At 62.2% G+C, this 21,142-nt stretch carries 35 protein-coding genes and 1 pseudogene; all 36 read right to left on the bottom strand.

Annotated elements, in window-relative coordinates; all coding sequences use genetic code 11:
• Positions 1 to 119: pseudogene (locus tag NKJ40_RS30165) on the bottom strand (EamA/RhaT family transporter); the annotation flags it as partial.
• 5 nt (positions 120 to 124) lie between these two features.
• The gene (locus NKJ40_RS30160; protein WP_352469158.1) at positions 125 to 1,105 is read right to left on the bottom strand and encodes an RluA family pseudouridine synthase; all 981 of its coding nucleotides are present in this window, start codon (positions 1,103 to 1,105) and stop codon (positions 125 to 127) included.
• A 62-nt stretch (positions 1,106 to 1,167) separates the two neighbouring features.
• Positions 1,168 to 1,506 (bottom strand): DUF190 domain-containing protein, encoded by a 339-nt coding sequence (locus NKJ40_RS30155; protein WP_352469157.1) that lies wholly within the window; start codon positions 1,504 to 1,506, stop codon positions 1,168 to 1,170.
• Entirely contained in the window at positions 1,503 to 1,874 is a 372-nt protein-coding gene (gene crcB, locus NKJ40_RS30150; protein ID WP_352469159.1) for a fluoride efflux transporter CrcB, read from the bottom strand. Before crcB (NKJ40_RS30150) ends, NKJ40_RS30155 begins: the two co-directional genes overlap by 4 nt.
• Before the next feature lie 125 nt (positions 1,875 to 1,999).
• Positions 2,000 to 2,386, bottom strand: a complete 387-nt coding sequence (crcB, locus tag NKJ40_RS30145) for a fluoride efflux transporter CrcB (RefSeq protein WP_352469156.1) — start codon at positions 2,384 to 2,386, stop codon at positions 2,000 to 2,002.
• 31 nt (positions 2,387 to 2,417) lie between these two features.
• Positions 2,418 to 3,248, bottom strand: coding sequence for an aspartyl/asparaginyl beta-hydroxylase domain-containing protein (locus NKJ40_RS30140; RefSeq protein WP_352469155.1), 831 nt, complete (start codon positions 3,246 to 3,248; stop codon positions 2,418 to 2,420).
• Between the two features lie 136 nt (positions 3,249 to 3,384).
• A complete protein-coding gene (locus NKJ40_RS30135) occupies positions 3,385 to 4,695 on the bottom strand; it encodes a replication-associated recombination protein A (protein ID WP_352469154.1) in 1,311 nt (436 codons plus the stop codon).
• Between the two features lie 43 nt (positions 4,696 to 4,738).
• On the bottom strand, positions 4,739 to 6,226 hold the full coding sequence (locus NKJ40_RS30130; RefSeq protein WP_352469153.1) for a DegQ family serine endoprotease: 1,488 nt from the start codon (positions 6,224 to 6,226) through the stop codon (positions 4,739 to 4,741).
• 192 nt (positions 6,227 to 6,418) lie between these two features.
• Positions 6,419 to 6,850 carry a 50S ribosomal protein L17 gene (gene rplQ, locus NKJ40_RS30125; RefSeq protein ID WP_023675127.1) on the bottom strand — a complete coding sequence of 144 codons (432 nt, stop codon included), beginning with the start codon at positions 6,848 to 6,850 and terminating at the stop codon, positions 6,419 to 6,421.
• A 39-nt stretch (positions 6,851 to 6,889) separates the two neighbouring features.
• The gene (locus NKJ40_RS30120) at positions 6,890 to 7,900 is read right to left on the bottom strand and encodes a DNA-directed RNA polymerase subunit alpha (RefSeq protein ID WP_023675128.1); all 1,011 of its coding nucleotides are present in this window, start codon (positions 7,898 to 7,900) and stop codon (positions 6,890 to 6,892) included.
• 104 nt (positions 7,901 to 8,004) lie between these two features.
• Positions 8,005 to 8,394: a 30S ribosomal protein S11 gene (gene rpsK / locus NKJ40_RS30115; protein WP_006205444.1), complete on the bottom strand. Its 390-nt coding sequence runs from the start codon at positions 8,392 to 8,394 to the stop codon at positions 8,005 to 8,007.
• Positions 8,395 to 8,534: 140 nt separating this feature from the next.
• Positions 8,535 to 8,903: a 30S ribosomal protein S13 gene (rpsM, locus tag NKJ40_RS30110; RefSeq protein WP_006205445.1), complete on the bottom strand. Its 369-nt coding sequence runs from the start codon at positions 8,901 to 8,903 to the stop codon at positions 8,535 to 8,537.
• A gap of 198 nt (positions 8,904 to 9,101) precedes the next feature.
• Positions 9,102 to 9,713, bottom strand: a complete 612-nt coding sequence (locus NKJ40_RS30105; RefSeq protein WP_352469152.1) for an adenylate kinase — start codon at positions 9,711 to 9,713, stop codon at positions 9,102 to 9,104.
• Positions 9,710 to 11,050, bottom strand: a complete 1,341-nt coding sequence (gene secY, locus NKJ40_RS30100) for a preprotein translocase subunit SecY (protein WP_352469151.1) — start codon at positions 11,048 to 11,050, stop codon at positions 9,710 to 9,712. Before secY ends, NKJ40_RS30105 begins: the two co-directional genes overlap by 4 nt.
• Positions 11,051 to 11,241: 191 nt before the next feature.
• Positions 11,242 to 11,715: a 50S ribosomal protein L15 gene (rplO, locus tag NKJ40_RS30095; protein ID WP_292660428.1), complete on the bottom strand. Its 474-nt coding sequence runs from the start codon at positions 11,713 to 11,715 to the stop codon at positions 11,242 to 11,244.
• Between the two features lie 22 nt (positions 11,716 to 11,737).
• Positions 11,738 to 11,935 (bottom strand): 50S ribosomal protein L30, encoded by a 198-nt coding sequence (gene rpmD, locus NKJ40_RS30090; protein ID WP_006205449.1) that lies wholly within the window; start codon positions 11,933 to 11,935, stop codon positions 11,738 to 11,740.
• 24 nt (positions 11,936 to 11,959) lie between these two features.
• The gene (gene rpsE, locus NKJ40_RS30085) at positions 11,960 to 12,523 is read right to left on the bottom strand and encodes a 30S ribosomal protein S5 (RefSeq protein WP_006333394.1); all 564 of its coding nucleotides are present in this window, start codon (positions 12,521 to 12,523) and stop codon (positions 11,960 to 11,962) included.
• Between the two features lie 83 nt (positions 12,524 to 12,606).
• Positions 12,607 to 12,966, bottom strand: coding sequence for a 50S ribosomal protein L18 (gene rplR / locus NKJ40_RS30080; protein ID WP_023675132.1), 360 nt, complete (start codon positions 12,964 to 12,966; stop codon positions 12,607 to 12,609).
• Between the two features lie 85 nt (positions 12,967 to 13,051).
• Positions 13,052 to 13,585: a 50S ribosomal protein L6 gene (rplF, locus tag NKJ40_RS30075; RefSeq protein ID WP_023675133.1), complete on the bottom strand. Its 534-nt coding sequence runs from the start codon at positions 13,583 to 13,585 to the stop codon at positions 13,052 to 13,054.
• Between the two features lie 89 nt (positions 13,586 to 13,674).
• Entirely contained in the window at positions 13,675 to 14,073 is a 399-nt protein-coding gene (rpsH, locus tag NKJ40_RS30070) for a 30S ribosomal protein S8 (protein ID WP_352469150.1), read from the bottom strand.
• Positions 14,074 to 14,085: 12 nt separating this feature from the next.
• Complete coding sequence (gene rpsN / locus NKJ40_RS30065) at positions 14,086 to 14,391, bottom strand: 30S ribosomal protein S14 (protein WP_023675134.1); 306 nt, start codon at positions 14,389 to 14,391, stop codon at positions 14,086 to 14,088.
• A 27-nt stretch (positions 14,392 to 14,418) separates the two neighbouring features.
• Positions 14,419 to 14,997, bottom strand: coding sequence for a 50S ribosomal protein L5 (gene rplE / locus NKJ40_RS30060; RefSeq protein WP_008875670.1), 579 nt, complete (start codon positions 14,995 to 14,997; stop codon positions 14,419 to 14,421).
• Complete coding sequence (rplX, locus tag NKJ40_RS30055; protein ID WP_254817150.1) at positions 14,990 to 15,304, bottom strand: 50S ribosomal protein L24; 315 nt, start codon at positions 15,302 to 15,304, stop codon at positions 14,990 to 14,992. The genes rplE and rplX overlap by 8 nt, the downstream gene beginning before the upstream one ends.
• Before the next feature lie 12 nt (positions 15,305 to 15,316).
• Positions 15,317 to 15,685 carry a 50S ribosomal protein L14 gene (gene rplN, locus NKJ40_RS30050; RefSeq protein WP_006205457.1) on the bottom strand — a complete coding sequence of 123 codons (369 nt, stop codon included), beginning with the start codon at positions 15,683 to 15,685 and terminating at the stop codon, positions 15,317 to 15,319.
• An 82-nt stretch (positions 15,686 to 15,767) separates the two neighbouring features.
• Positions 15,768 to 16,007 (bottom strand): 30S ribosomal protein S17, encoded by a 240-nt coding sequence (gene rpsQ, locus NKJ40_RS30045; protein WP_023675136.1) that lies wholly within the window; start codon positions 16,005 to 16,007, stop codon positions 15,768 to 15,770.
• 11 nt (positions 16,008 to 16,018) lie between these two features.
• On the bottom strand, positions 16,019 to 16,219 hold the full coding sequence (rpmC, locus tag NKJ40_RS30040) for a 50S ribosomal protein L29 (RefSeq protein WP_006205459.1): 201 nt from the start codon (positions 16,217 to 16,219) through the stop codon (positions 16,019 to 16,021).
• A 13-nt stretch (positions 16,220 to 16,232) separates the two neighbouring features.
• Positions 16,233 to 16,646 carry a 50S ribosomal protein L16 gene (gene rplP / locus NKJ40_RS30035; RefSeq protein ID WP_006205460.1) on the bottom strand — a complete coding sequence of 138 codons (414 nt, stop codon included), beginning with the start codon at positions 16,644 to 16,646 and terminating at the stop codon, positions 16,233 to 16,235.
• 27 nt (positions 16,647 to 16,673) lie between these two features.
• Positions 16,674 to 17,399 (bottom strand): 30S ribosomal protein S3, encoded by a 726-nt coding sequence (gene rpsC / locus NKJ40_RS30030; RefSeq protein WP_023675137.1) that lies wholly within the window; start codon positions 17,397 to 17,399, stop codon positions 16,674 to 16,676.
• The gene (gene rplV, locus NKJ40_RS30025; protein WP_006205462.1) at positions 17,399 to 17,788 is read right to left on the bottom strand and encodes a 50S ribosomal protein L22; all 390 of its coding nucleotides are present in this window, start codon (positions 17,786 to 17,788) and stop codon (positions 17,399 to 17,401) included. Before rplV ends, rpsC begins: the two co-directional genes overlap by 1 nt.
• Before the next feature lie 2 nt (positions 17,789 to 17,790).
• Complete coding sequence (rpsS, locus tag NKJ40_RS30020) at positions 17,791 to 18,069, bottom strand: 30S ribosomal protein S19 (RefSeq protein WP_006205463.1); 279 nt, start codon at positions 18,067 to 18,069, stop codon at positions 17,791 to 17,793.
• Between the two features lie 16 nt (positions 18,070 to 18,085).
• Positions 18,086 to 18,919, bottom strand: coding sequence for a 50S ribosomal protein L2 (gene rplB / locus NKJ40_RS30015; protein ID WP_023675138.1), 834 nt, complete (start codon positions 18,917 to 18,919; stop codon positions 18,086 to 18,088).
• A gap of 22 nt (positions 18,920 to 18,941) precedes the next feature.
• Entirely contained in the window at positions 18,942 to 19,235 is a 294-nt protein-coding gene (locus NKJ40_RS30010; RefSeq protein WP_006205465.1) for a 50S ribosomal protein L23, read from the bottom strand.
• A complete protein-coding gene (rplD, locus tag NKJ40_RS30005; RefSeq protein WP_023675140.1) occupies positions 19,232 to 19,852 on the bottom strand; it encodes a 50S ribosomal protein L4 in 621 nt (206 codons plus the stop codon). The genes NKJ40_RS30010 and rplD overlap by 4 nt, the downstream gene beginning before the upstream one ends.
• On the bottom strand, positions 19,852 to 20,580 hold the full coding sequence (rplC, locus tag NKJ40_RS30000) for a 50S ribosomal protein L3 (protein ID WP_352469149.1): 729 nt from the start codon (positions 20,578 to 20,580) through the stop codon (positions 19,852 to 19,854). The genes rplD and rplC overlap by 1 nt, the downstream gene beginning before the upstream one ends.
• Before the next feature lie 96 nt (positions 20,581 to 20,676).
• Positions 20,677 to 20,985: a 30S ribosomal protein S10 gene (gene rpsJ, locus NKJ40_RS29995; protein ID WP_006205468.1), complete on the bottom strand. Its 309-nt coding sequence runs from the start codon at positions 20,983 to 20,985 to the stop codon at positions 20,677 to 20,679.
• A gap of 63 nt (positions 20,986 to 21,048) precedes the next feature.
• A partial coding sequence (locus NKJ40_RS29990; RefSeq protein WP_476738618.1) for an EF-Tu C-terminal domain-related protein occupies positions 21,049 to 21,142 on the bottom strand: 94 nt, incomplete at its 5' end.

Raw genomic sequence — 21,142 nt, 5'->3', positions numbered from 1 at the left:
TACGAGATCTTGGCAGCGACGTAGTTGAGGCCCCAGGAAAAGGTCAGCCCGACCATGATGGCGGCTGCCGCCAGATCGACCGCGTCACGGCGGTCGAGGGTTTCTGTGGCGACGCCCACCAGCGCTAGTCCTCGGCACTCTGCTCGTCAAAGCCGAGCAGGTTCCAGCTCTGGCGCATATGCGGCGGCATCGGTGCGGTGACGTCGACAAAACCCTTGTCGGGATGCGGGATGACGATGCGGCGCGCGTGCAGATGCAGGCGGTTCTGCATGCCGCCTGGAAAATCCCAATTGGTGTCGGCTTCGAAATATTTGGGGTCGCCGATGATCGGGCAACCGATATGGGCGGCATGGACGCGAAGCTGGTGGGTGCGCCCGGTATAGGGTTCCATCTCCAGCCAGGACAGGGTCTGCGCCGCCTGCTCGACGATGCGGTAATAGGACACGGCGTGATCGGCGCCCTTTTCGCCATGCTTGGCGATGCGCACACGATCGCCGTCGGGCGTCGGTTCCTTGATCAGCCAGGTCGAGATCTTGTCCTCGCGCTTCGGCGGCACGCCCTTGACCAGCGCCCAGTAGGTTTTCTTCGTCTCACGCGCCCGGAACGCTTCGGCGAGCTTCATGGCGGCGAGCCTTGTACGGGCGACAACCAGCACACCCGATGTGTCGCGGTCGAGCCGGTGCACCAGGCGCGGCTTCTCGCCCTTCTGGTTGCGCCAGGCTTCCAGCATGTCGTCGACATTGCGGGTGACTCCAGAGCCGCCCTGGACCGCCAGGCCGGCCGGCTTGTTGAAGACGAAGACCTTCGGGTCCTCATGGATCAGCATCTTGGCCAGGACATCGGCGTCGCCCTGATTGCGGATCGAATGGCCGGTGAGCGGGCTTTCGCCTTTCTTGTCGACTTCGAGCGGCGGCACTCGGACCGTCTGGCCGGCTTCGACGCGTGTATCGGCCTTCACCCTGCCGCCGTCGACGCGGATCTGGCCGGAACGCAGCAGCTTCTGCAGGTGACCGAAGCCGAGACCGGGGAAATGGGTCTTGAACCAGCGGTCGAGCCGCATGCCCGCCTCGCCGGCGTCCACTGTGATCTGTTCAACGCCTGCCATGATTCCAATCGCCGTTTTGCGAACATGCAACGGCATTCGCCGGCACCCGCAATCTCACTCGGTTATTCGTTGTCGGTTCCATATTGCAGAACCTGAACTTTCTCCAGCGTAATCAAACCACTTGTCATGAGTGTTTCAAGCACGGGCAGGAAAGCGGCCAATTTTTCCTCGTCATCGACGATCTCGATGACGAGGGGCAGATCCTCCGACAGGCGGAGGATCTTCGCGGTGTGAAGCCGGCTGGAATGGCCGAACCCCATCGCGCCGCGCAGGACGGTCGCGCCGGCGATTTGCATTTCGCGAGCCCTCAGCACGATGACCTCATACAGCGGACGGCCATCTGCCTTGTCGTTTTCGCCGATAAATATGCGCAGCAATTGCGCCTGTGTTGGTATCTTCATTGCCTGGACCCTTTCAGCCGGTTGAGGCGCACTGCAAAGATGTGGCCAAGCCAGACGGCGACGAGCCACGCCACCACGGAGATCGCGATATTGAGTCCCGCCGCGACAAGCTTCCCACCTTGCGCGAGGGTGAGTGTTTCAAGGCTGAAAGCGGAGAAGGTCGTCAGGCCGCCGCAGAAGCCGGCCATGAAGAACTGGCGCTGCAGCGGACCGGCGAAGACGCGTCCATCCGGTCCCGTCAATGTCGCGTAGAAGCCGATGAGGAATGAGCCGACAATGTTCACGAGGAGCGTGCCGAAAGGGAATCCGGTGCCCCACAGGGCAGTGCTCGTCGATGAGGCAAGCGCCCGCAGCACACCGCCGATCATGCTGCCTGCGGCCACGGTCGCATAGAGCCGAACCGTTTCGTTGGTTCTGCGACGGCCAATGAGGCGCGCCGCATGCCCTGCCGCGGCAGTGTCCGTCCCGTCGTGGCGGAGCTTCCGCGGGCCGCTCACGGCGCGCCGCTGCCAGTCAGAAGACTTCCCGCTGCAAAGCCCAGCGTCACGCCGCCGAGGCTCAGGAAAACCGAAAGCAGCACATTGCCGCCGGCGCGCAGCCATTCGCCGTCGCGCGCCAGCGCCAGCGTCTGCAGGCTGAAGGAAGAGACCGTGGTGTAGCAGCCGAGGCCGCCGGTGACGGTAAAGGCCCAGATGGCGGGCGTGCCGTCGCGCGCCACCGCATGCGCAACGACACCGATTGCAAACGCTCCCGAGACGTTGACCACCATCGTGCCCCAGGGAAAGGTCTCGCCGACCCGGCGGGCGACGAAGCCGGATAGGAAGAAGCGGGCCATTGCACCGATCGCGCCACCAAGGCAGACAAGCAACAGATGATACATCGTGCTTCCTCGCGCCGGTCACACCACGGTGTCAGGCGGCTCCGGCCTTCTTCGGCTTGCTGGAGCCGATCATCTTCCAGTTCTTGTAGAACATGGCATTGATGCGCTCGACGCTGACCGAAACGATAGCGAGAAGAGCGGCGATCAGGCCGGGGAATGGCGATGGCCGGATAATGTCCATGAACACGCAATAGCGGCGCCCGTCATACTCGTTGACCGAGCGATGCAGCAGCGTGTCGTCGAAGATGAACAGCGGGTTTTCGTGCCAGTAATTCTTGGCGTTGCCACACTGGACGAACACTTCCGATTTCACCGGGATGAGGTTGTAGAGAATGCGCAGGCTGAGCCGGAGCGGGCCAAAGTGCCAGGAAGTCGATTCCCTGCCGCTGAACACAGAGACGGCAATCGTCTTGATGTATTTGAAATCCTTGTTGAATTCGGCAACGTTGTCTATTTTGTGCTTGCCATACCACTGATAGACATACATGCCGCGCCGGCCGCTGCCGAAATTGGCGTCGATATCGGCGATGATCTCGTCCTTGCGCGCCTTGAATACGTCCAGGACCTCGTTGACCTCGCGTTGATAGTCCGGAGGAAACTGGTCCAATTTCCAGACACCGCGGTTTCTATAGCACAGCAGGTCCACCAGCAGATTGAAGGGCGAAAGCAGCCAGGTGAAGATGCCGTTGCCCAGAAAATAACCACTGAACAGCGCCCAATTCTTGTTGTCGTTGCGCAACACGTCGATCAGGCCGAGGACGATGAAAATCGTCGTCAGAATGGGAATGAAATAGAAGCCGAGCGCCAGCAGCGGGATCGCTATGGCGAACTTCCGAAGGGTCTTGCGAGTTTTTTTTGTCATTTTTCCACGCGCAGGCGCGATTCCGTTCTGAAATATCGTCGGTACGTTTCTGGCCTGTCCGCCGGCCGAAGGCGCATCTTGATAGGGTTTTTTATCCCACCAGACAACGGCGATCACACCAGTGTGCGACTGGCAACTACTTTTCCCGCTCGCTGCGCAGCTTCGCCCAATAATCCAGCCGCTTCCTGATATCGCGCTCGAAGCCGCGCTCGGGCGGGTCGTAGAATGTCTGCCTTCCCATCTTCTCCGGAAAATAGTCCTGGCCGGAAAAAGCGTCGGGCTCGTCGTGGTCGTAGCGATAGCCGGCGCCGTAATCTTCCTGTTTCATCAGCTTGGTCGGCGCATTGAGAATGTGCTTGGGCGGCAGCAGCGAACCGAATTCCTTCGCCGCCTGTGTGGCGGCCTTGAACGCGGTATAGACTGCATTGGATTTCGGCGCGGTGGCGAGATAGACGGTAGCCTCGGCGAAGGCCAGTTCGCCCTCGGGCGAGCCCAGATAGTCGTACGCGTCCTTGGCGGCGTTGGCGACGACGAGTGCCTGCGGGTCGGCCAGCCCAATATCCTCCATCGCCATGCGCACCAACCGGCGCCCGAGATAAAGCGGGTCCTCGCCGGCGTCGAACATGCGGGCGAGATAGTAGAGTGCCGCGTCGGGGTCGGAGCCGCGCACCGATTTGTGCAAGGCGGAGATCAAATTGTAATGGCCGTCCTGGCCCTTGTCGTAGATCGGCGCGCGGCGCTGGACGATGCGCTGCAGGGCCTCGGCGCCGAACACCTCCTTTGATTTCGCTGCGCGCCAGACCTCTTCGGCGAGCGTCAGCGCCGCGCGGCCGTCGCCGTCGCTCATGCGGATGAGCATCGCCCGCGCCTCGTCATCGAGCGGCAGCGCCCTGCCCTCTGCCTCCTCGGCCCGCGCCAGCAGCTTGGCGATGCTGTCCTCGCCGAGCGAGTGAAAGACCAGGACGCGTGCGCGCGACAATAGCGCGGCGTTAAGCTCGAAAGACGGGTTCTCGGTGGTGGCGCCGACCAGCACGACGGTGCCGTCTTCCATCACGGGCAGAAAACTGTCCTGCTGGGCGCGGTTGAAGCGATGGATCTCGTCGACGAACAGCAGTGTCTGGCGGCCGTTGGAGCGGCGCAGCTTCGCTGCCTCGAACACCTTCTTCAGGTCGGCAACGCCGGAAAACACCGCCGAGATCTGTTCGAAGGCGAGGCTTGTCTCGCCGGCAAGCAGCCGTGCGACCGTGGTCTTGCCGGTGCCGGGCGGGCCCCAGAAGATCATCGAGCCGAGCGAGCCGGAGCCGATCAGCCGCGTCAGCGCGCCGTCGGGTCCGGTCAGATGCTCCTGGCCGACGACCTCGCCGAGGTTCTTCGGGCGCAGACGGTCGGCCAGCGGCCTGCCGGGCGGCGTCTTTTCCGGTTCATCGACACTGAACAGATCGGCCATGCAACTTCTTCTGCCTGGAGCCCGATCATGCTGACGGTCGGGCTCAGTAACGCAACACCTGGCGCAGTATCTGCCCGCCGCGCTCGACCGTAAAGCGCCACCAACGCGTATCCTGCTGGGCGACCTGTTCCAGGGTCGCCGCCTTGTCGATCGTCAGGCCATTGACCTCACGCACGATGTCGCCTGGCTGGAAGCCAAAATCGGCAGCGGGCGAATCGCGGTTGATGTCGACCACGGTGACGCCTTTAACATCGGTGCGCAGACCGAGCCGTTGGGCAAGCCTTGGCGACAGTTCAGCGACTTTGGCACCCGAAAACGGGCTACGCCCGCGCAATGTGAGTTCCGCAGCCTTGGCGCCCTCAGGCGGCCGTTCCAGCGCGATATCCATCGTCGCCTGCTGACCCTTGCTCAGAACGCCGAAGCTGGCATTCGTACCAATCGACAGCGTTGCCATGCGGTAGTCCAGCGCCCCGACGCTCTCGACCGGCTTGCCGTTGAGCGACAGCACCACGTCGCCAGGCTTGAGCCCTGCCTTGGCCGCGGGTCCCGCCTCTTCGACCGAAGAAACCAGCGCACCGGTCGGTTTGTCAATGCCGAGCGATTCGGCAATCTGCGGCGTCACCGCCTCGAACTCGGCACCTGCATACGGCCGCTCGAAGAAGTCGAGCCCGGCCTTGGCCGCATCGGCGAAAGCGCGGACCATGTTCGAAGGGATGGCAAAGCCGATGCCGATCGAGCCGCCGCTACGGCTATAGATCGCCGTGTTGATGCCGATCAGCTGCCCTCCCATGTTGACCAGCGCCCCACCGGAATTGCCGGGATTGATGGCGGCGTCGGTCTGGATGAAGAAGCTGGAATCGGAGACGCCGATATGGCTGCGCGCCACCGCCGAAATGATGCCGCTGGTGGTGGTCTGGCCGACCCCGAACGGATTGCCGATCGCCAGCACCAGGTCGCCGACCTCGAGCGCGTCGGAATCGCCGATAACGATCACTGGGAACGGCTTGTCAGAAGAAATCTTGAGCACGGCGAGATCGAGTGTCTCGTCCTTGAGCAGAACCTTGCTGTCGAATTCGCGCCCGTCGGCGGTCGCGACCTTGACCTGGTCAGCGTCCTTGACGACGTGGAAATTGGTGACCACGATACCGGTCGGGTCGACCAGCACCCCCGAACCGAGCGAAGACTGCGCGCGCGGCTGCGAGCGGCCGAAGAACTCCTCGAAGAACGGATCGCCGTCGAAGGGCGACGTCACCTTGGCGGTTTGCGAGGCGTAGACATTGACCACAGCCGGCGCAGTCTGCTTGACCAGCGGCGCGAAGGACAGCTGCACCTCCTCGCGGCCGAACGGCACGCGCTTGTCGGGGCCGGAAGTGGCGTTTTCACCTTCGACGCCATGCAGCAGATCGGTCAGCACGTCGGACAGACCAGGATCTGGCTTGGTCTCCTCCGCCAGCGCGTGCCTGGCCGCCGGGACGATGGCCAACGCCATCAAGGCGCAGATCAGAACAAGGGACAGCCGTTTAACGCGCATTCCGAATCCTCCAAGTCGGGCGCCATTGTCCTGACGATTGTGCAAAATGAAAGGCTAAGCCGCTGAAATCCGATTATTTTGGGTAGTCGCCGCAAAAACCGGTGACAAAACCCCTACCAGCCCTCCCCGGCGCCTTCGGAAACAGAAAAAGGGGCCCGCAGGCCCCTTTGAACTTCTCAGAACAACCGAAGCTTATGCAGCTGCGGCTTCCTCTTCGGTGCCTTCGGCCTCAATGCGGGCGCGGTCGCCGGCGCCCTTGGCCGAGGTGTCGCGGTCGACGAATTCGATGACCGCCATTGCGGCATTGTCACCGTGGCGGAAGCCCGCCTTCATGATGCGCAGATAGCCGCCGTTGCGGGTGGCATAACGTGGCGCGATGGTATCGAACAGGCGCTTGACGACGCCTTCATTGCCGATCTGGGCAATCACCTGCCGGCGGGCATGCAGGTCGCCGCGCTTGCCGAGCGTCACCAGCTTCTCGACGATCGGACGCAGATCCTTCGCCTTCGGCAGCGTGGTGAGGATCTGCTCGTGCTCGATTAGCGACACGGCAAGGTTGGCAAACATCGACTTGCGATGGCTTATGCTGCGGGCGAACCGGCGGCCTTTAAATCCGTGGCGCATGGCTCTTCTCCTTCATTGCGGGTTCAAGAGGCCTGAGCCTCAGTATTGATCTTCGTAACGCTTGGCGAGGTCTTCGATGTTTTCCGGCGGCCAGTCCGGCACTTCCATGCCGAGATGCAGGCCCATCGCCGCCAAAACTTCCTTGATCTCGTTCAGCGACTTGCGGCCGAAGTTCGGGGTGCGCAGCATCTCGGCTTCGGTCTTCTGGATCAGGTCGCCGATATAGACGATGTTATCGTTCTTCAGGCAGTTGGCCGAACGCACCGAGAGCTCGAGCTCGTCGACCTTCTTGAGCAGCGCCGGGTTGAAGGCAAGCTCGGTAACCTGTTCGGCCGCGACTTCCTTCTGCGGCTCGTCGAAATTGACGAACAGGCCGAGCTGGTCCTGCAGGATGCGAGCGGCGAAGGCCACCGCGTCCTCGCCCGAGATCGAACCGTCGGTCTCGATGGTCATGGTCAGCTTGTCATAGTCGAGAACCTGGCCCTCGCGGGTGTTCTCGACCTTGTAGGAGACCTTCTTGACCGGCGAATACAGGCTGTCGACCGGGATCAGCCCGATCGGCGCGTCTTCGGCGCGGTTGCGGTCGGCCGGCACGTAACCCTTGCCGGTGTCGACGGTGAATTCCATGCGGATTTCAGCGCCTTCGTCCAGCGTGCAGATGACGTGGTCGGGATTGAGGATCTCGACGTCGCCGACCGTCTGGATGTCGCCGGCGAGAACCGCGCCCGGTCCCTGCTTGCGTACGACCATGCGCTTGGGGCCGTCGCCTTCCATGCGGATGGCGATTTCCTTGATGTTCAAGACGATGTCGGTCACGTCCTCGCGCACGCCGGCGATGGACGAGAATTCATGCAGAACGCCGTCGATCTGCACGGCGGTCACAGCCGCCCCACGCAGCGAAGACAGAAGCACGCGGCGCAGCGCGTTGCCGAGGGTGAGGCCGAAGCCGCGCTCGAGCGGCTCGGCGACCAGCGTGGTCAGCGTCTTCTTCTTCGACGAGAACTCGATCTTGTTCGGCTTGATCAGTTCTTGCCAATTTTTCTGGATCATAGTGCTTTCCTTCCGTTGTCCCGCCACCATCCAATCGTGGCGGGCGACCTGGAATGCCGTGGAGGAGCGCCCTTGAGGCGCTCGCGCGGCGTTCGGTAAATTCTTTAGACGCGGCGCTTCTTGCGCGGGCGGCAGCCATTGTGCGGGATCGGCGTCACATCACGGATCGAGGTGATGGTGAAGCCGGCTGCCTGCAGCGCGCGAAGCGCCGATTCACGACCGGAGCCGGGTCCACAGACCTCGACCTCGAGCATGCGCATGCCGTGTTCCTGTGCCTTCTTGGCAACATCCTCGGCGGCCATCTGGGCTGCGAAAGGGGTCGACTTGCGCGATCCCTTGAAGCCCTGGGCTCCGGCCGACGACCAGGCAATGGAATTGCCCTGCGCGTCGGTGATGGTGATCATCGTGTTGTTGAAGGTCGAATTGACGTGGGCAACGCCCGACGAGATGTTCTTGCGTTCGCGACGGCGAACACGAGCGGCTTCCTTGGCCATGACAGTCCTTTCAGTTGATCTCTACACCGCCGTAATGCCAGCGGCTCCACCAGGGAGAAGGCAGTAGGGGGAATATGGCAGTAGGGCAGTATGTCTGCCGTTCCTATTGCCTTACTGCCCTACTCCCTTACTGCCCTAAATTACTTCTTCTTTCCGGCAATCGACTTGGCTGGGCCCTTGCGGGTGCGCGCATTGGTGTGCGTGCGCTGACCACGAACCGGCAGCGAGCGGCGGTGACGCAGGCCGCGGTAGCAGCCGAGGTCCATGAGCCGCTTGATGTTCATCGACACTTCGCGGCGCAGATCGCCCTCGACCTGGTAGTCGCGGTCGATGGTCTCGCGAATCTGCAGCACTTCCGCGTCGGTCAGCTGGTTGACGCGGCGCTCGGCCGGGATGCCGACCTTGTCGACGATCTCCTGGGCGAACTTCTTGCCAATGCCGTGAATGTATTGAAGCGCAATGACGACGCGCTTGTTGGTCGGAATGTTGACGCCGGCTATACGAGCCATGTTCTTCTCTTCTCCATATAGGCCGGACGAGCCGGCGCTTCAAGTTGCCCCGCGTCCGGTGGAGGCCGGCCCTTGCGGGAGTTTCCAGTTCAAAGCGGCCTGCCTTGCCCTTGCGGACAAGCAAGCCTCATGCCTGATAGGAAGACGGGCCGCCATACCCCAGCGGACCGCTCCAGTCAAGCGCAATCGTTCGATTCTCTAGCCGGCCGCCTGGCCAACCTGCCGGGTTGTCGCCCTGAGCACCGCCTCGATCTGCTGCGTCACCGCATCGATGTCGGCCATGCCATCGACGCCCCTGAGTTTGCCCTTGGCGTAGTAGTAGCCGATCAGCGGCGAGGTCTTCTTGTAATATTCCCTCAAGCGTTCTTCGAACACCGCTGGACTGTCGTCCTTGCGCACCGGCAAGCCTGCGGCCTTGGCTTCTTCGGCGCGCTTGACGATTCGGCCAACCAGCGCCTTGTCGTCGACGACAAATTCGATGACCGCGTCGAGCTCCAGTCCGCGATCCGACAGCATTTCCTCAACGGCGTCCGCTTGCACCAGGGTTCGCGGGTATCCGTCAAGGATGAAGCCGTTTGCGCAATCAGCTTGATCGATACGCTCAGCCACGATGGCGTTGACGATAGCGTCAGACACCAGTTCGCCAGCGTCCATCACCGCCTTGGCGCGCTTGCCGACTTCGGTGCCGGCCTGAACAGCAGCGCGCAGCATGTCCCCCGTGGAAAGCTGTGGGATGCCGTGTCGTTCTACCAATCTTAGTGCTTGTGTCCCCTTGCCCGCCCCCGGCGGTCCAAGCAATATCAACCTCATCTGGCCTTTTTCCCCCCGCGCAGCTTCGACTTCTTGATCAGGCCCTCATACTGGTGCGCGATCAGGTGACCCTGAATCTGCGCCACCGTATCGAGCGTTACACTGACCACGATCAGGAGCGAAGTGCCACCAAGGTAGAACGGTACGCCAGTCGCTGAAATCAGGAACTCAGGCAGCAGACACACCAGCACCAGATAGATGGCGCCGACGACGGTGATGCGGGTGAGCACATAGTCGATATAATCCGCAGTGCGCTCGCCCGGACGATAGCCCGGGATGAAGCCCGAATGCTTCTTGAGCTGGTCGGCGGTGTCCTTCGGATTGAAGACGATCGCCGTATAGAAGAAGGCGAAGAACACGATCATCGCCGCGTAGAAGGCCATATAGAGCGGCTGGCCGTGGCCGAGCGACGCTAGGATGGTGCTGGCCCAGGCAGGCATGTTGGTCGTCTGCGAGAAGCCGGCAACCGTTGCCGGAAGCAGCAGCAGCGACGAGGCGAAGATCGGCGGAATGACGCCGGAGGTGTTGAGCTTAAGCGGCAGATGCGAGGTATCGCCCTGGAACATGCGATTGCCGACCTGGCGCTTGGGATACTGGATCAGCAGGCGGCGCTGGGCGCGCTCGAAGAAGACGATCAGCGCGATGACAATGACGGCCAGCACGATGATTGCCAGGATCAGGCCGGTCGACAGGGCGCCGGTGCGGCCAAGCTCCAGCGTGCCGGAGATGGCGCGCGGCAAGCCGGCGACAATGCCGGAGAAGATGATCAGCGAAATGCCGTTGCCGATGCCGCGAGCGGTGATCTGCTCGCCAAGCCACATCAGGAACATGGTGCCGCCGACCAGCGTGACGACGGTAGAGATGCGGAAGAACATGCCGGGATCGTTGACGATGCCGTTGCCGCCCTCAAGCCCGACCGAAATGCCGTAGGCCTGAACCAGCGCCAGAAGCACGGTGCCGTAGCGCGTATACTGGTTGATGATCTTGCGGCCCTGCTCGCCTTCCTTTTTCAGCGCTTCCAGCGACGGAATGACCGAGGTCATCAGCTGCATGATGATGGAGGCGGAGATATAGGGCATGATGCCGAGGGCAAAGATCGCCATGCGCTGCACCGCGCCGCCGGCGAACATGTTGAACATGCCGAGCACGCCCTTGCTCTGCGACGAGAAGGCCTGGGCGAAAGCGTCGGGATTGATGCCGGGCAGCGGGATATAGGTGCCAAGGCGGTAGACGAGCAGCGCGCCGATGGTGAACCAGATGCGCTTCTTCAGATCCTCGGCTTTGGCGAAGGCCGAAAAATTCAGATTCGAGGCTAGTTGTTCAGCAGCCGAAGCCATGCCTGATTCTCCGCTTGGTCACGCTCGATGCCCGCAGCTCAGGCGGCGCGTGTCACCGAAGCTCACGAGATAAGCTCCGGACTGCAAACATGCAAGCGGCCGCGTTGATGCGGCCGCCACATCTGTCGGATCAAAGCACGACCGCAGGCAAAACCGAATTCCACCTTTGCCGAACGTGCTTCAAATTGCCGTTACTCGGCGGCTGCCTTCTCAGGCAGCTTCACCGAACCGCCGGCCTTTTCGATCTTCTCGATCGCGGCCTTGGAGGCTCCGGCCACGTCGAAGGCAAGCTTGGCCTTGATGTCGCCGTCCGAAAGGATGCGCACGCCGTCCTTGACGCGACGGATGACGCCGGCCGCAACCAGCGCCTCGGCCGTCACAACTGTCTTAGCGTCGAGCTTCTTGGCATCGAGCGCCGCCTGGATGCGGGCCAGCGACACGACGGTGAAGCTCTTGGCGAAGATATTGTTGAAGCCGCGCTTCGGCAGACGACGGTAGAGCGGCATCTGGCCACCCTCGAAGCCGTTGACGGCGACGCCGGAGCGCGCCTTCTGGCCCTTGACGCCGCGACCGGCGGTCTTGCCCGAACCGGAACCGATGCCACGGCCAAGACGCTTCTTGGAGTGCGTCGCGCCGTCCTTGTCACGCAGATCGTTGAGTTTCATCTGGGTTCTCCTGCGCTTTGGCTCAGCCCTCGTCCACGACGCGGACGAGATGCTGGACGGCAGCGATCATGCCGCGCACCGAGGGCGTATCCTCCAGCGTGCGCTGCTTGTGCATCTTGTTGAGGCCGAGGCCGACCAGCGTTGCGCGCTGCTCCTTCGGCCGGCGGATCGGCGAACCGATCTGCTCGACGGTGATGGTCTTGGTTGCTTTCTTGGCCATGGTCAGATCCCTGGTCAGCGTCGACTATTCTTCAGCCGCAACGGCGGTGCCGCGGCGGGCCTGAAGGGTCGAATACTTGATGCCGCGCGCGGCAGCCACATCCTTCGGATGCATCTGGCTCTTCAGCGCGTCGAAAGTGGCGCGAACCATGTTGTAGGGGTTCGAAGAACCCATCGACTTGGCGACCACGTCATGCATGCCGAGCGTCTCGAAAACGGCGCGCATCGGGCCGCCGGCAATGATGCCGGTACCTTGCTTAGCGGCGCGCAGCAGAACACGTCCCGCGCCCCAACGTCCCTCGACGTCATGGTGCAGCGTGCGGCCCGAGCGCAGCGGCACGAAGATCATGTCGCGCTTGGCCGATTCGGTCGCCTTGCGGATCGCTTCCGGCACTTCGCGCGCCTTGCCGTGGCCGAAGCCGACGCGGCCCTTCTGGTCGCCGACGACGACGAGTGCCGCAAAGCCGAAGCGCCGGCCGCCCTTGACGACCTTGGCGACACGGTTGATGTGGACGAGCTTGTCGACCATGCCGTCGTCGCGCTCTTCGCGATCACGGCCGCGGCCGCCATCCCTACGTTCCTGTGCCATATCCTGTTCCTTGTTTTTTTCCGGAAGCACGGTTGATGATGATATCCGGCACCTCTGTGGGTCGCCGGGGGCGAATTTCGTTTTTAGAAGCTCAGACCACCTTCACGGGCAGCCTCGGCCAGCGCCTTGACGCGGCCGTGGTAGATGTAGGCGCCGCGGTCGAAGACGACTTCCTTGACGCCGGCCTTCGAGGCACGCTCGGCGATCAGCTTGCCGATGGCAGCTGCGGCCGCGGTGTCGGCGCCCGTCTTGAGCGAACCCTTGAGCTCCTTCTCGAGCGTCGAGGCAGCAGCGATGGTGTGGCCCTTGGCGTCGTCGATCACCTGGACGTAGATGTTCTTCGACGTGCGATGGACCGACAGGCGCGGACGATCGCCGGCAACCTTCTTGATCTGGCGGCGGACGCGCTGAGCGCGGCGTTGGGTGGATTCTTTCGAGCCCATGATATCAGTTCCTTGCCTTCAAAAAACGGGGGCAACCATATGCGGCAGGACAAGCCTCCCGCGACCGCTCCCCGCGGCGTTAAAATTACTTCTTCTTGCCTTCCTTGCGGACGATCTTCTCGCCAGCATAGCGGACGCCCTTGCCCTTGTAGGGCTCGGGGCTGCGATACTCGCGGATTTCGGCGGCAACCTGGCCGACCTGCTGCTTGTCGATGCCGGTCACCGTGATTTCCGTCGGCTTCGGCACCGAAATCGTCACGCCTTGCGGCGTCTCGTAAACAACGTCGTGGCTGAAGCCTAGCGCCAGCTGCAGGTTCTTGCCCTGCATGGCGGCACGATAGCCGACGCCGGTGATCTCGAGCTTCTTTTCGAAGCCGTCCTTGACGCCCTGCAGGATGTTGACGATCTGCGTGCGCGACATGCCCCATTTGGAGCGGGCGGTCTTGGTCTGGTCGCGCGGCTGGACAGCGATCTCGCTGCCTTCCATCTTGACCAGCACTTCGTCGTTCACCACGAACTTCAGCTCGCCCTTCGGACCCTTCGCCGTCACGGTCTGGCCGTTGACGGTCGCGGTCACGCCTTGCGGCAGCGAAACGGGTTTCTTTCCAATACGAGACATTTTGTTGTCCTCGTCACTTCTCTTGTTTCAGGTCTCGGCTTTCGGGACTTGATCCCGAAAACCTGTTTCCAACCGGGTCACATACCAGATCAGAAGATCTGGCAGAGGATTTCCCCGCCGACATTCTGTTCGCGCGCTTCGTGGTCGGCCATCACGCCCTTCGGCGTCGAAAGGATGGCGATGCCGAGGCCGTTGGCGACGTGCGGTATCGACTTGGCCGAAACGTAGACGCGGCGGCCGGGCTTCGAGACCCGGGCGATTTCGCGCACCACCGGCGCACCGTCGAAATACTTCAGCTCGATCTCGATTTCGGACTTGCCGTTGTCGAAGTCGGTCTGGCTGTAGTCGCGGATATAGCCTTCGGCCTTCAGCACGTCGAGGACGCGGGTGCGCAGCCGCGAGGCCGGCGTCGAAACTCTCGACTTCTTACGGCCATACGCGTTGCGGATGCGGGTCAGCATATCGCCGAGAGGATCGCTCAATGACATGTTATGTCCTCCTTACCAGCTCGACTTGACCAGGCCCGGGATCTGGCCGTTATTGCCGAGATCACGAAGCGCGATACGCGATACTTTGAGCTTGCGATAATAGGCACGCGGGCGTCCGGTGACTTCGCAGCGGTTGCGGATGCGGGTCTTGGCCGAGTTGCGCGGCAGCGCCGAAAGCTTCAGCTGGGCGCGGAAGCGCTCTTCCATCGGCTTGGACTGATCCATGATGATCGCCTTGAGCACCTTGCGCTTGGCAGCGAACTGGTCCGCAAGCTTGCGGCGCCTGTTATTCTTCTCGACTGAGCTGGTCTTTGCCATTTCAGATTTTTCCTTTTCTCGCTGCCGTTACTGGCGGAAGGGGAAGTTGAAGGCCTTGAGCAATGCCCTGGCTTCGTCGTCCGTCTTCGCAGTCGTACAAACGATGACGTCCATGCCCCAGATCTGATCAACCTTGTCGTAGTTGATCTCCGGAAACACGATGTGTTCCTTGATGCCCATAGCATAGTTGCCACGGCCATCGAAGCTCTTCGGATTAAGTCCGCGGAAGTCGCGGACGCGCGGCAGTGCGATGTTCACGAGGCGGTCGAGGAACTCGTACATGCGTTCCTTGCGCAGCGTGACCTTGGCGCCGATCGGCATCTTCTCGCGGACCTTGAAGCCGGCGATCGAGTTGCGGGCGCGGGTGACAACGGCCTTCTGGCCGGCGATCATTGCAAGGTCTTCCGCCGCGATCGAAGGCTTCTTCGAATCGCCGGTCGCCTCGCCGACGCCCATGTTCAGCACGATCTTGTCGATGCGCGGAACCTGCATCTCGTTCTCGTAGCCGAACTGCTCCTGCAGCGCCTTGCGGATGGTCTCGTTGTAGACCTGCTTGAGGCGCGGCGTGTTCTGGGCAGTTGCCTGCTTGGTTTGAGCCTTAGCCATTGATGACTTCTCCCGAGCGCTTGGCGACGCGCACCTTCTTGCCGTCCTTCTGGAAGATGAAGCCGACGCGGGTCGGCTTGCCATCCTTGGGGTCGGCCAGCGCGATGTTCGACAGCTGGATCGGCGCTTCCTTGGTGATGATCCCGCCCTCTTGGGACTGGGACTGCTTCTGGTGACGACGGATCAGGTTGACGCCGCGCACCAGCGCGGTGTCGTCCTTCGGCTGCACCGAAAGGACTTCGCCCGAACGGCCCTTGTCCTTGCCGGCCAGCACGACGACCTTGTCGCCTTTTCTAATCTTTTGCATTGGTCCGGCTCCTTACAGCACTTCAGGCGCGAGCGAGATGATCTTCATGTGGTTCTTGGCGCGGAGTTCGCGCGGAACCGGTCCGAAGATACGCGTGCCGATCGGCTCTTTCTTGTTGTCGACGAGAACGGCTGCGTTCTTGTCGAAACGGATCACGCTGCCGTCCGGGCGGCGGATGTCCTTGGCCGTGCGAACCACGACCGCCTTCATCACATCGCCCTTCTTGACGCGGCCGCGCGGGATGGCTTCCTTGATCGACACCACGATGATGTCGCCCACGGAAGCGTATTTCCGCTTCGAGCCGCCCAGCACCTTGATGCACATGACACGACGGGCGCCGGAATTATCCGCGACGTCGAGGTTTGTTTGCATCTGAATCATGACTGGCCGCCTTCTTCTTTTCTAACGGGACGGGTTTCTCACCCCTCCCCGGTCTGTCCAAAATTCGTTTCGTTGGCCCTGATCAGGCCTGGTCCGAAGACACCACGACCCAGCGCTTGTCCTTGGAAATCGGCTTCGATTCCTGGATGAACACCTGATCGCCGACCTTGTGGGCGTTGTTCTCGTCGTGCGCCTTGTACTTCTTGGTCATGCGCACGGTCTTCTTCATCACGGGATGCGTGAAGCGCCGTTCGACCTTGACGACAACCGTCTTCTCGTTCTTGTCGCTGACGACGGTGCCCTGCAGAATGCGCTTTGGCATGGTTTTCGTCCTTAAGCCTTCTTGGCCGCGGACTTTTCCGCAGCGATGGTCTTGATACGCGCAATGTCCTTGCGGACCTGCCTCACGCGCGCGGTCTTCTCAAGCTGGCCGGTGGCCTTCTGGAAGCGCAGGTTGAACTGCTCCTTCTTCAGGCTGGCCAGGTCGTCGGTCAGCTGGTCCTGGGTCTTGGTCCGGATGTCTTCGGCTTTCATGATCAGCCCGTCCTTATTCTGCGATGCGCTGTACGAAGCGCGTCCTGACCGAGAGCTTGGCCGCGCCGAGACGCAGCGCCTCACGGGCGGTTTCCTCGTTGACGCCGTCGATCTCGAACATGATGCGGCCCGGCTTGACGCGTGCCGCCCAGTAGTCGACCGCGCCCTTGCCCTTACCCATGCGGACTTCGGTCGGCTTCGACGTCACCGGCACGTCCGGGAAGATACGGATCCACACGCGGCCGGCGCGCTTCATCTCGCGGGTGATCGCGCGGCGGGCCGCCTCGATCTCACGTGCGGTGACGCGGTTCGGCTCAAGCGCCTTCAGCCCGAAACCACCGAAATCCAGGTTGGTGCCGCCCTTGGCGGTACCGTGGATGCGGCCCTTGAACTGCTTGCGGAACTTTGTGCGCTTTGGCTGCAGCATCGTTCTAACTCCAAATTCCTAAATGTCTTACGCGTTTTCGCGACGGCGACCGCGTTCGCGCTCACCACCACCGCCATGCGCATGATCGCCCTCGGTGGCGCGGCGTTCCGAAGCCATCGGGTCGTGCTCGAGGATCTCGCCCTTGAACACCCAGACCTTGACGCCGCAGATACCGTAGGCCGTATTCGCCTCAGCCGTGCCGTAGTCGACGTCGGCGCGCAGCGTATGCAGCGGCACGCGGCCCTCGCGATACCATTCCATGCGCGCAATCTCGGCGCCGCCGAGACGGCCGGCGCAGTTGATGCGGATGCCTTCTGCGCCGAGGCGCATCGCTGACTGCACGGCGCGCTTCATGGCGCGGCGGAACGCGATGCGGCGCTCGAGCTGCTGGGCGATCGACTGGGCGACCAGGGTCGCGTCGATCTCCGGCTTGCGCACCTCGACGATGTTCAGATGCGTCTCGGACTTGGTCATCTCCATCAGCTTCTTGCGAAGCTTCTCGATGTCGGCGCCCTTCTTGCCGATGATCAGGCCCGGACGCGCCGCATGGATGGTGACGCGGCACTTCTTGTGCGGACGCTCGATCACGACCTTCGAGATTGCAGCCTGCTTGAGTTCCTTCTCAAGATATTTGCGGATCTTGATGTCCTCGTGCAGCAGCTTGCCGTACTCGCCGGTGTTGGCGAACCAGCGCGAATCCCAGGTGCGGTTGATACCGAGACGCAGACCGATCGGATTGACTTTCTGGCCCATTATGCGGCCTCCCCTTTTTCTTCGACTTCACGAACGACGATCGTGAGGTGCGAGAACGGCTTCTCGATACGGCTGGCGCGACCACGGCCGCGGGCATGGAACCGCTTCATGACGATCGACTTGCCGACATAGGCTTCCGCCACAATCAGCGCATCGACGTCGAGGTCGTGGTTGTTTTCCGCGTTGGCGATCGCCGATTCCAGCGTCTTCTTGACCGTGCCGGAAATCCGCTTGGCCGAGAATTCGAGGTCGGAAAGCGCTGTCGCGACCTTCTTGCCGCGGATCAGCGCGGCAACCAGGTTCAGCTTCTGCGGGCTGATACGGATCGTGCGCAACACGGCGCGCGCTTCGTTGTCAGCAAGCCTGCGCGGAGCTTTGGCCTTGCCCATGATTATTTCCTCTTCGCCTTCTTATCCGCGCCGTGACCGTAATAGGTCCGGGTCGGAGCGAATTCACCGAACTTGTGACCGACCATGTCCTCGTTCACCGAGACGGGAACGTGCTTCTGGCCGTTGTAGACACCGAAGGTGAAGCCGACGAACTGCGGCAGGATGGTGGAGCGGCGGCTCCACATCTTGATCACCTCATTGCGACCACCTTCACGAACCTTGTCCACCTTCTTCAGAAGGTAGCCGTCGATAAAGGGGCCTTTCCAAATCGAACGAGTCACTTGGCGTTACCTCTTCTTAGCTCTTGCGCTGATGGCGCGAGCGCAGGATGAACTTGTCGGTCGCCTTGTTGGACCGCGTCTTCTTGCCCTTGGTCGGCTTGCCCCAGGGCGAAACCGGATGGCGGCCACCCGAGGTGCGGCCTTCGCCGCCGCCATGTGGATGGTCGACCGGGTTCATGGTCACGCCGCGATTGTGCGGACGTTTGCCGCGCCACACGGTGCGGCCTGCCTTGCCGTCATTGATGTTGCCGTGGTCCGGGTTGGACACGGCACCGACGGTGGCCATGCAGGAGCCGTGGACGACACGCTGCTCGCCCGAGTTGAGGCGCAGGATCGCCATGCCCTGGTCGCGACCGACGAGCTGGCCATAACCACCGGCCGAACGGGCGACCTGAGCGCCCTTGCCGGGCTTCAGCTCGATATTGTGGACGATCGTGCCAACCGGCATCGAGGCCAGCGGCATCGCGTTGCCCGGCTTTACGTCGACCGATTCACCGGCCACGATCTTGTCGCCGGGAGCCAGACGCTGCGGGGCGATGATGTAGGACAGCTCGCCATCGTCATACTTGATCAGCGCGATGAAGGCGGTGCGGTTCGGATCGTACTCGATACGCTCGACCGTGCCGACGACGTCGAACTTGCGGCGCTTGAAGTCGATGATACGGTAGGTGCGCTTGTGACCGCCGCCGATGAAGCGGGCCGTGATGCGGCCGTAATTGTTGCGGCCGCCCGACTTGGTCAAGCCTTCAGTCAGGCCCTTGACGGGCTTGCCCTTGTAGAGGCCCGAGCGGTCGACGATGACCAGCTGACGGGTGCTCGGCGTTACCGGGTTGAATTTTTTCAGTGCCATTGTTCTGTCCTCGCGACCTTGCTCAGAGACCCGTCGCGACGTCGATCGACTGGCCGTCGGCCAGCGTCACAACCGCCTTCTTGACGTCGCTCTGGCGGCCGATCGTGCCGCGGAAGCGCTTGATCTTGCCCTTGCGGACGAGCGTGTTCACGGCCATCACCTTGACGCCGAACAGCGCTTCGACGGCGGCCTTGATTTCCGGCTTCGACGCCTTCTTGGCGACATTGAAGACGACCTGGTTCTGCTCGGAAGCCATGGTCGACTTTTCGGTGATCGCCGGCGAGACGATCACGTCGTAGTGACGAAGGTCGGTCATTTGAAGCGCTCCTCGAGAGCCTCGACGGCGGCCTTGGAAAGGACCAGCGTGCCGCGGCGCAGAATGTCGTAGACGTTGATGCCCTGGATGGGCAGCACGTCGATGTTCGGGATATTGGTCGCCGCCAGCTTGAAATTCTTGTCAAGCTCGGCGCCGCCGATCACCAGGGCGTTGCTCAGGCCCAGCGTCGCGAAATTCGCGATCAGTGCCTTGGTCTTGGCCTCGGTCAGCTTCAGCTCGTCGATGATGATGATCGACGCGCTCTTGGCCTTGGCCGAAAGCGCATGCTTGAGACCGAGCGCACGTACCTTCTTCGGCAGATCGTGCTCGTGGCTGCGCACGACCGGGCCGTGGGCCTTGCCGCCGCCGCGGAACTGCGGAGCGCGAGCCGAATGGTGACGGGCGCGGCCGGTACCCTTCTGCTTGTACATCTTGGCGCCGGTGCGCGCGATTTCCGCGCGGCCCTTGGCCTTGTGCGTGCCCTGCTGCTTCTTGGCAAGCTGCCAGCGCACGACGCGCTGCAGGATGTCCTCGCGCGGATCAAGGCCGAAAATCTCTTCGGAGAGCTTCAGCTTGCCGGCGTCCTTGCCGCCAAGCGTTGTAATCTTGAGGTCCATTATTCCGCTCCCTCTGTGGCCTGGGCCTCGTTCTTGGCGGCACCATCGGTTGCAACGGCGCGGATCGCGGCGGGCTTCGGCGCATTGGCCGGAAGCGCTACCTTGGCCGCGTCGCGGACCAGGATCCATGCACCCTTCGAACCCGGGACCGCACCGCGGATCAGGATCAGGCCGCGATCGGCGTCGGTCGAGACGACCTCGACATTCTGCGTGGTGACGCGGGTGTCACCCATGTGGCCGGCCATATGCTTGCCCTTGAACACCTTGCCCGGATCCTGGCGCTGGCCGGTCGAGCCGTGTGTACGGTGCGACACCGAATTGCCGTGCGTCGCGCGGCCGCCACCCATGTGGTGCCGCTTGATGACGCCCTGGAAGCCCTTGCCGATCGTGGTTCCCGTCACATCGACCTTCTGGCCGACGACGAAATGCTCGACGGTGATCTCGGCGCCGACATCGATCATGTTGTCGGCGGAGACGCGGAACTCGGCAACCTTGGCCTTGGGCTCGACGGAAGCGGTCGCGAAATGGCCGCGCATCGCCTTCGACGTGTTCTTCACCTTGGCAAGGCCAACGCCGAGCTGGACGGCGGTATAGCCGTTCTTCTCCTGCGTGCGCTGCGCCACGACCTGGCAGTTCTCCATCTGGAGAACAGTGACGGGAACATGTTCCCCGGCATCGTTGTAGATGCGGGTCATTCCCACCTTCTTTGCAATCACACCTGAACGCATCGGTTCAATTCCTTTAGAGTTCCCTGTCGGGGCTGTCGCCCCTCCACGCCTCTTGTTCCTTCAGAGTTCCGGGTCGCCCCGCTGACCTCTGGTTCCTTAGAGCTTGATCTCGACGTCGACACCGGCGGCCAGGTCGAGCTTCATCAAAGCATCGACCGTCTGCGGGGTCGGGTCGACGATGTCGAGCAGACGCTTGTGCGTGCGCATCTCGAACTGCTCGCGGCTCTTCTTGTCGACGTGAGGCGACCGGTTGACCGTGAACTTTTCGATCCGCGTCGGCAGCGGAATGGGGCCGCGGACGTTGGCGCCGGTGCGCTTGGCGGTCGACACGATTTCCCGTGTCGAGGCGTCGAGCACCCGGTGATCAAACGCCTTCAGGCGGATGCGGATATTCTGTCCGTTCATGCGTCACTTCCTTGTTCTGGCGCGGCGCGGGCAGCGCCCGCGACAGATCGGTTTAAGTCCAAATTACTCTTTGATGGTGACGACGATGCCGGCACCGACGGTGCGGCCGCCTTCACGGATGGCGAAGCGCAGCTTCTCTTCCATGGCGATCGGCACG

This window comes from Mesorhizobium sp. M0119 (genome assembly GCF_040322615.1).
Taxonomy (GTDB): domain Bacteria; phylum Pseudomonadota; class Alphaproteobacteria; order Rhizobiales; family Rhizobiaceae; genus Mesorhizobium.
This window is presented reverse-complemented; position numbering and strand designations above follow the sequence as displayed.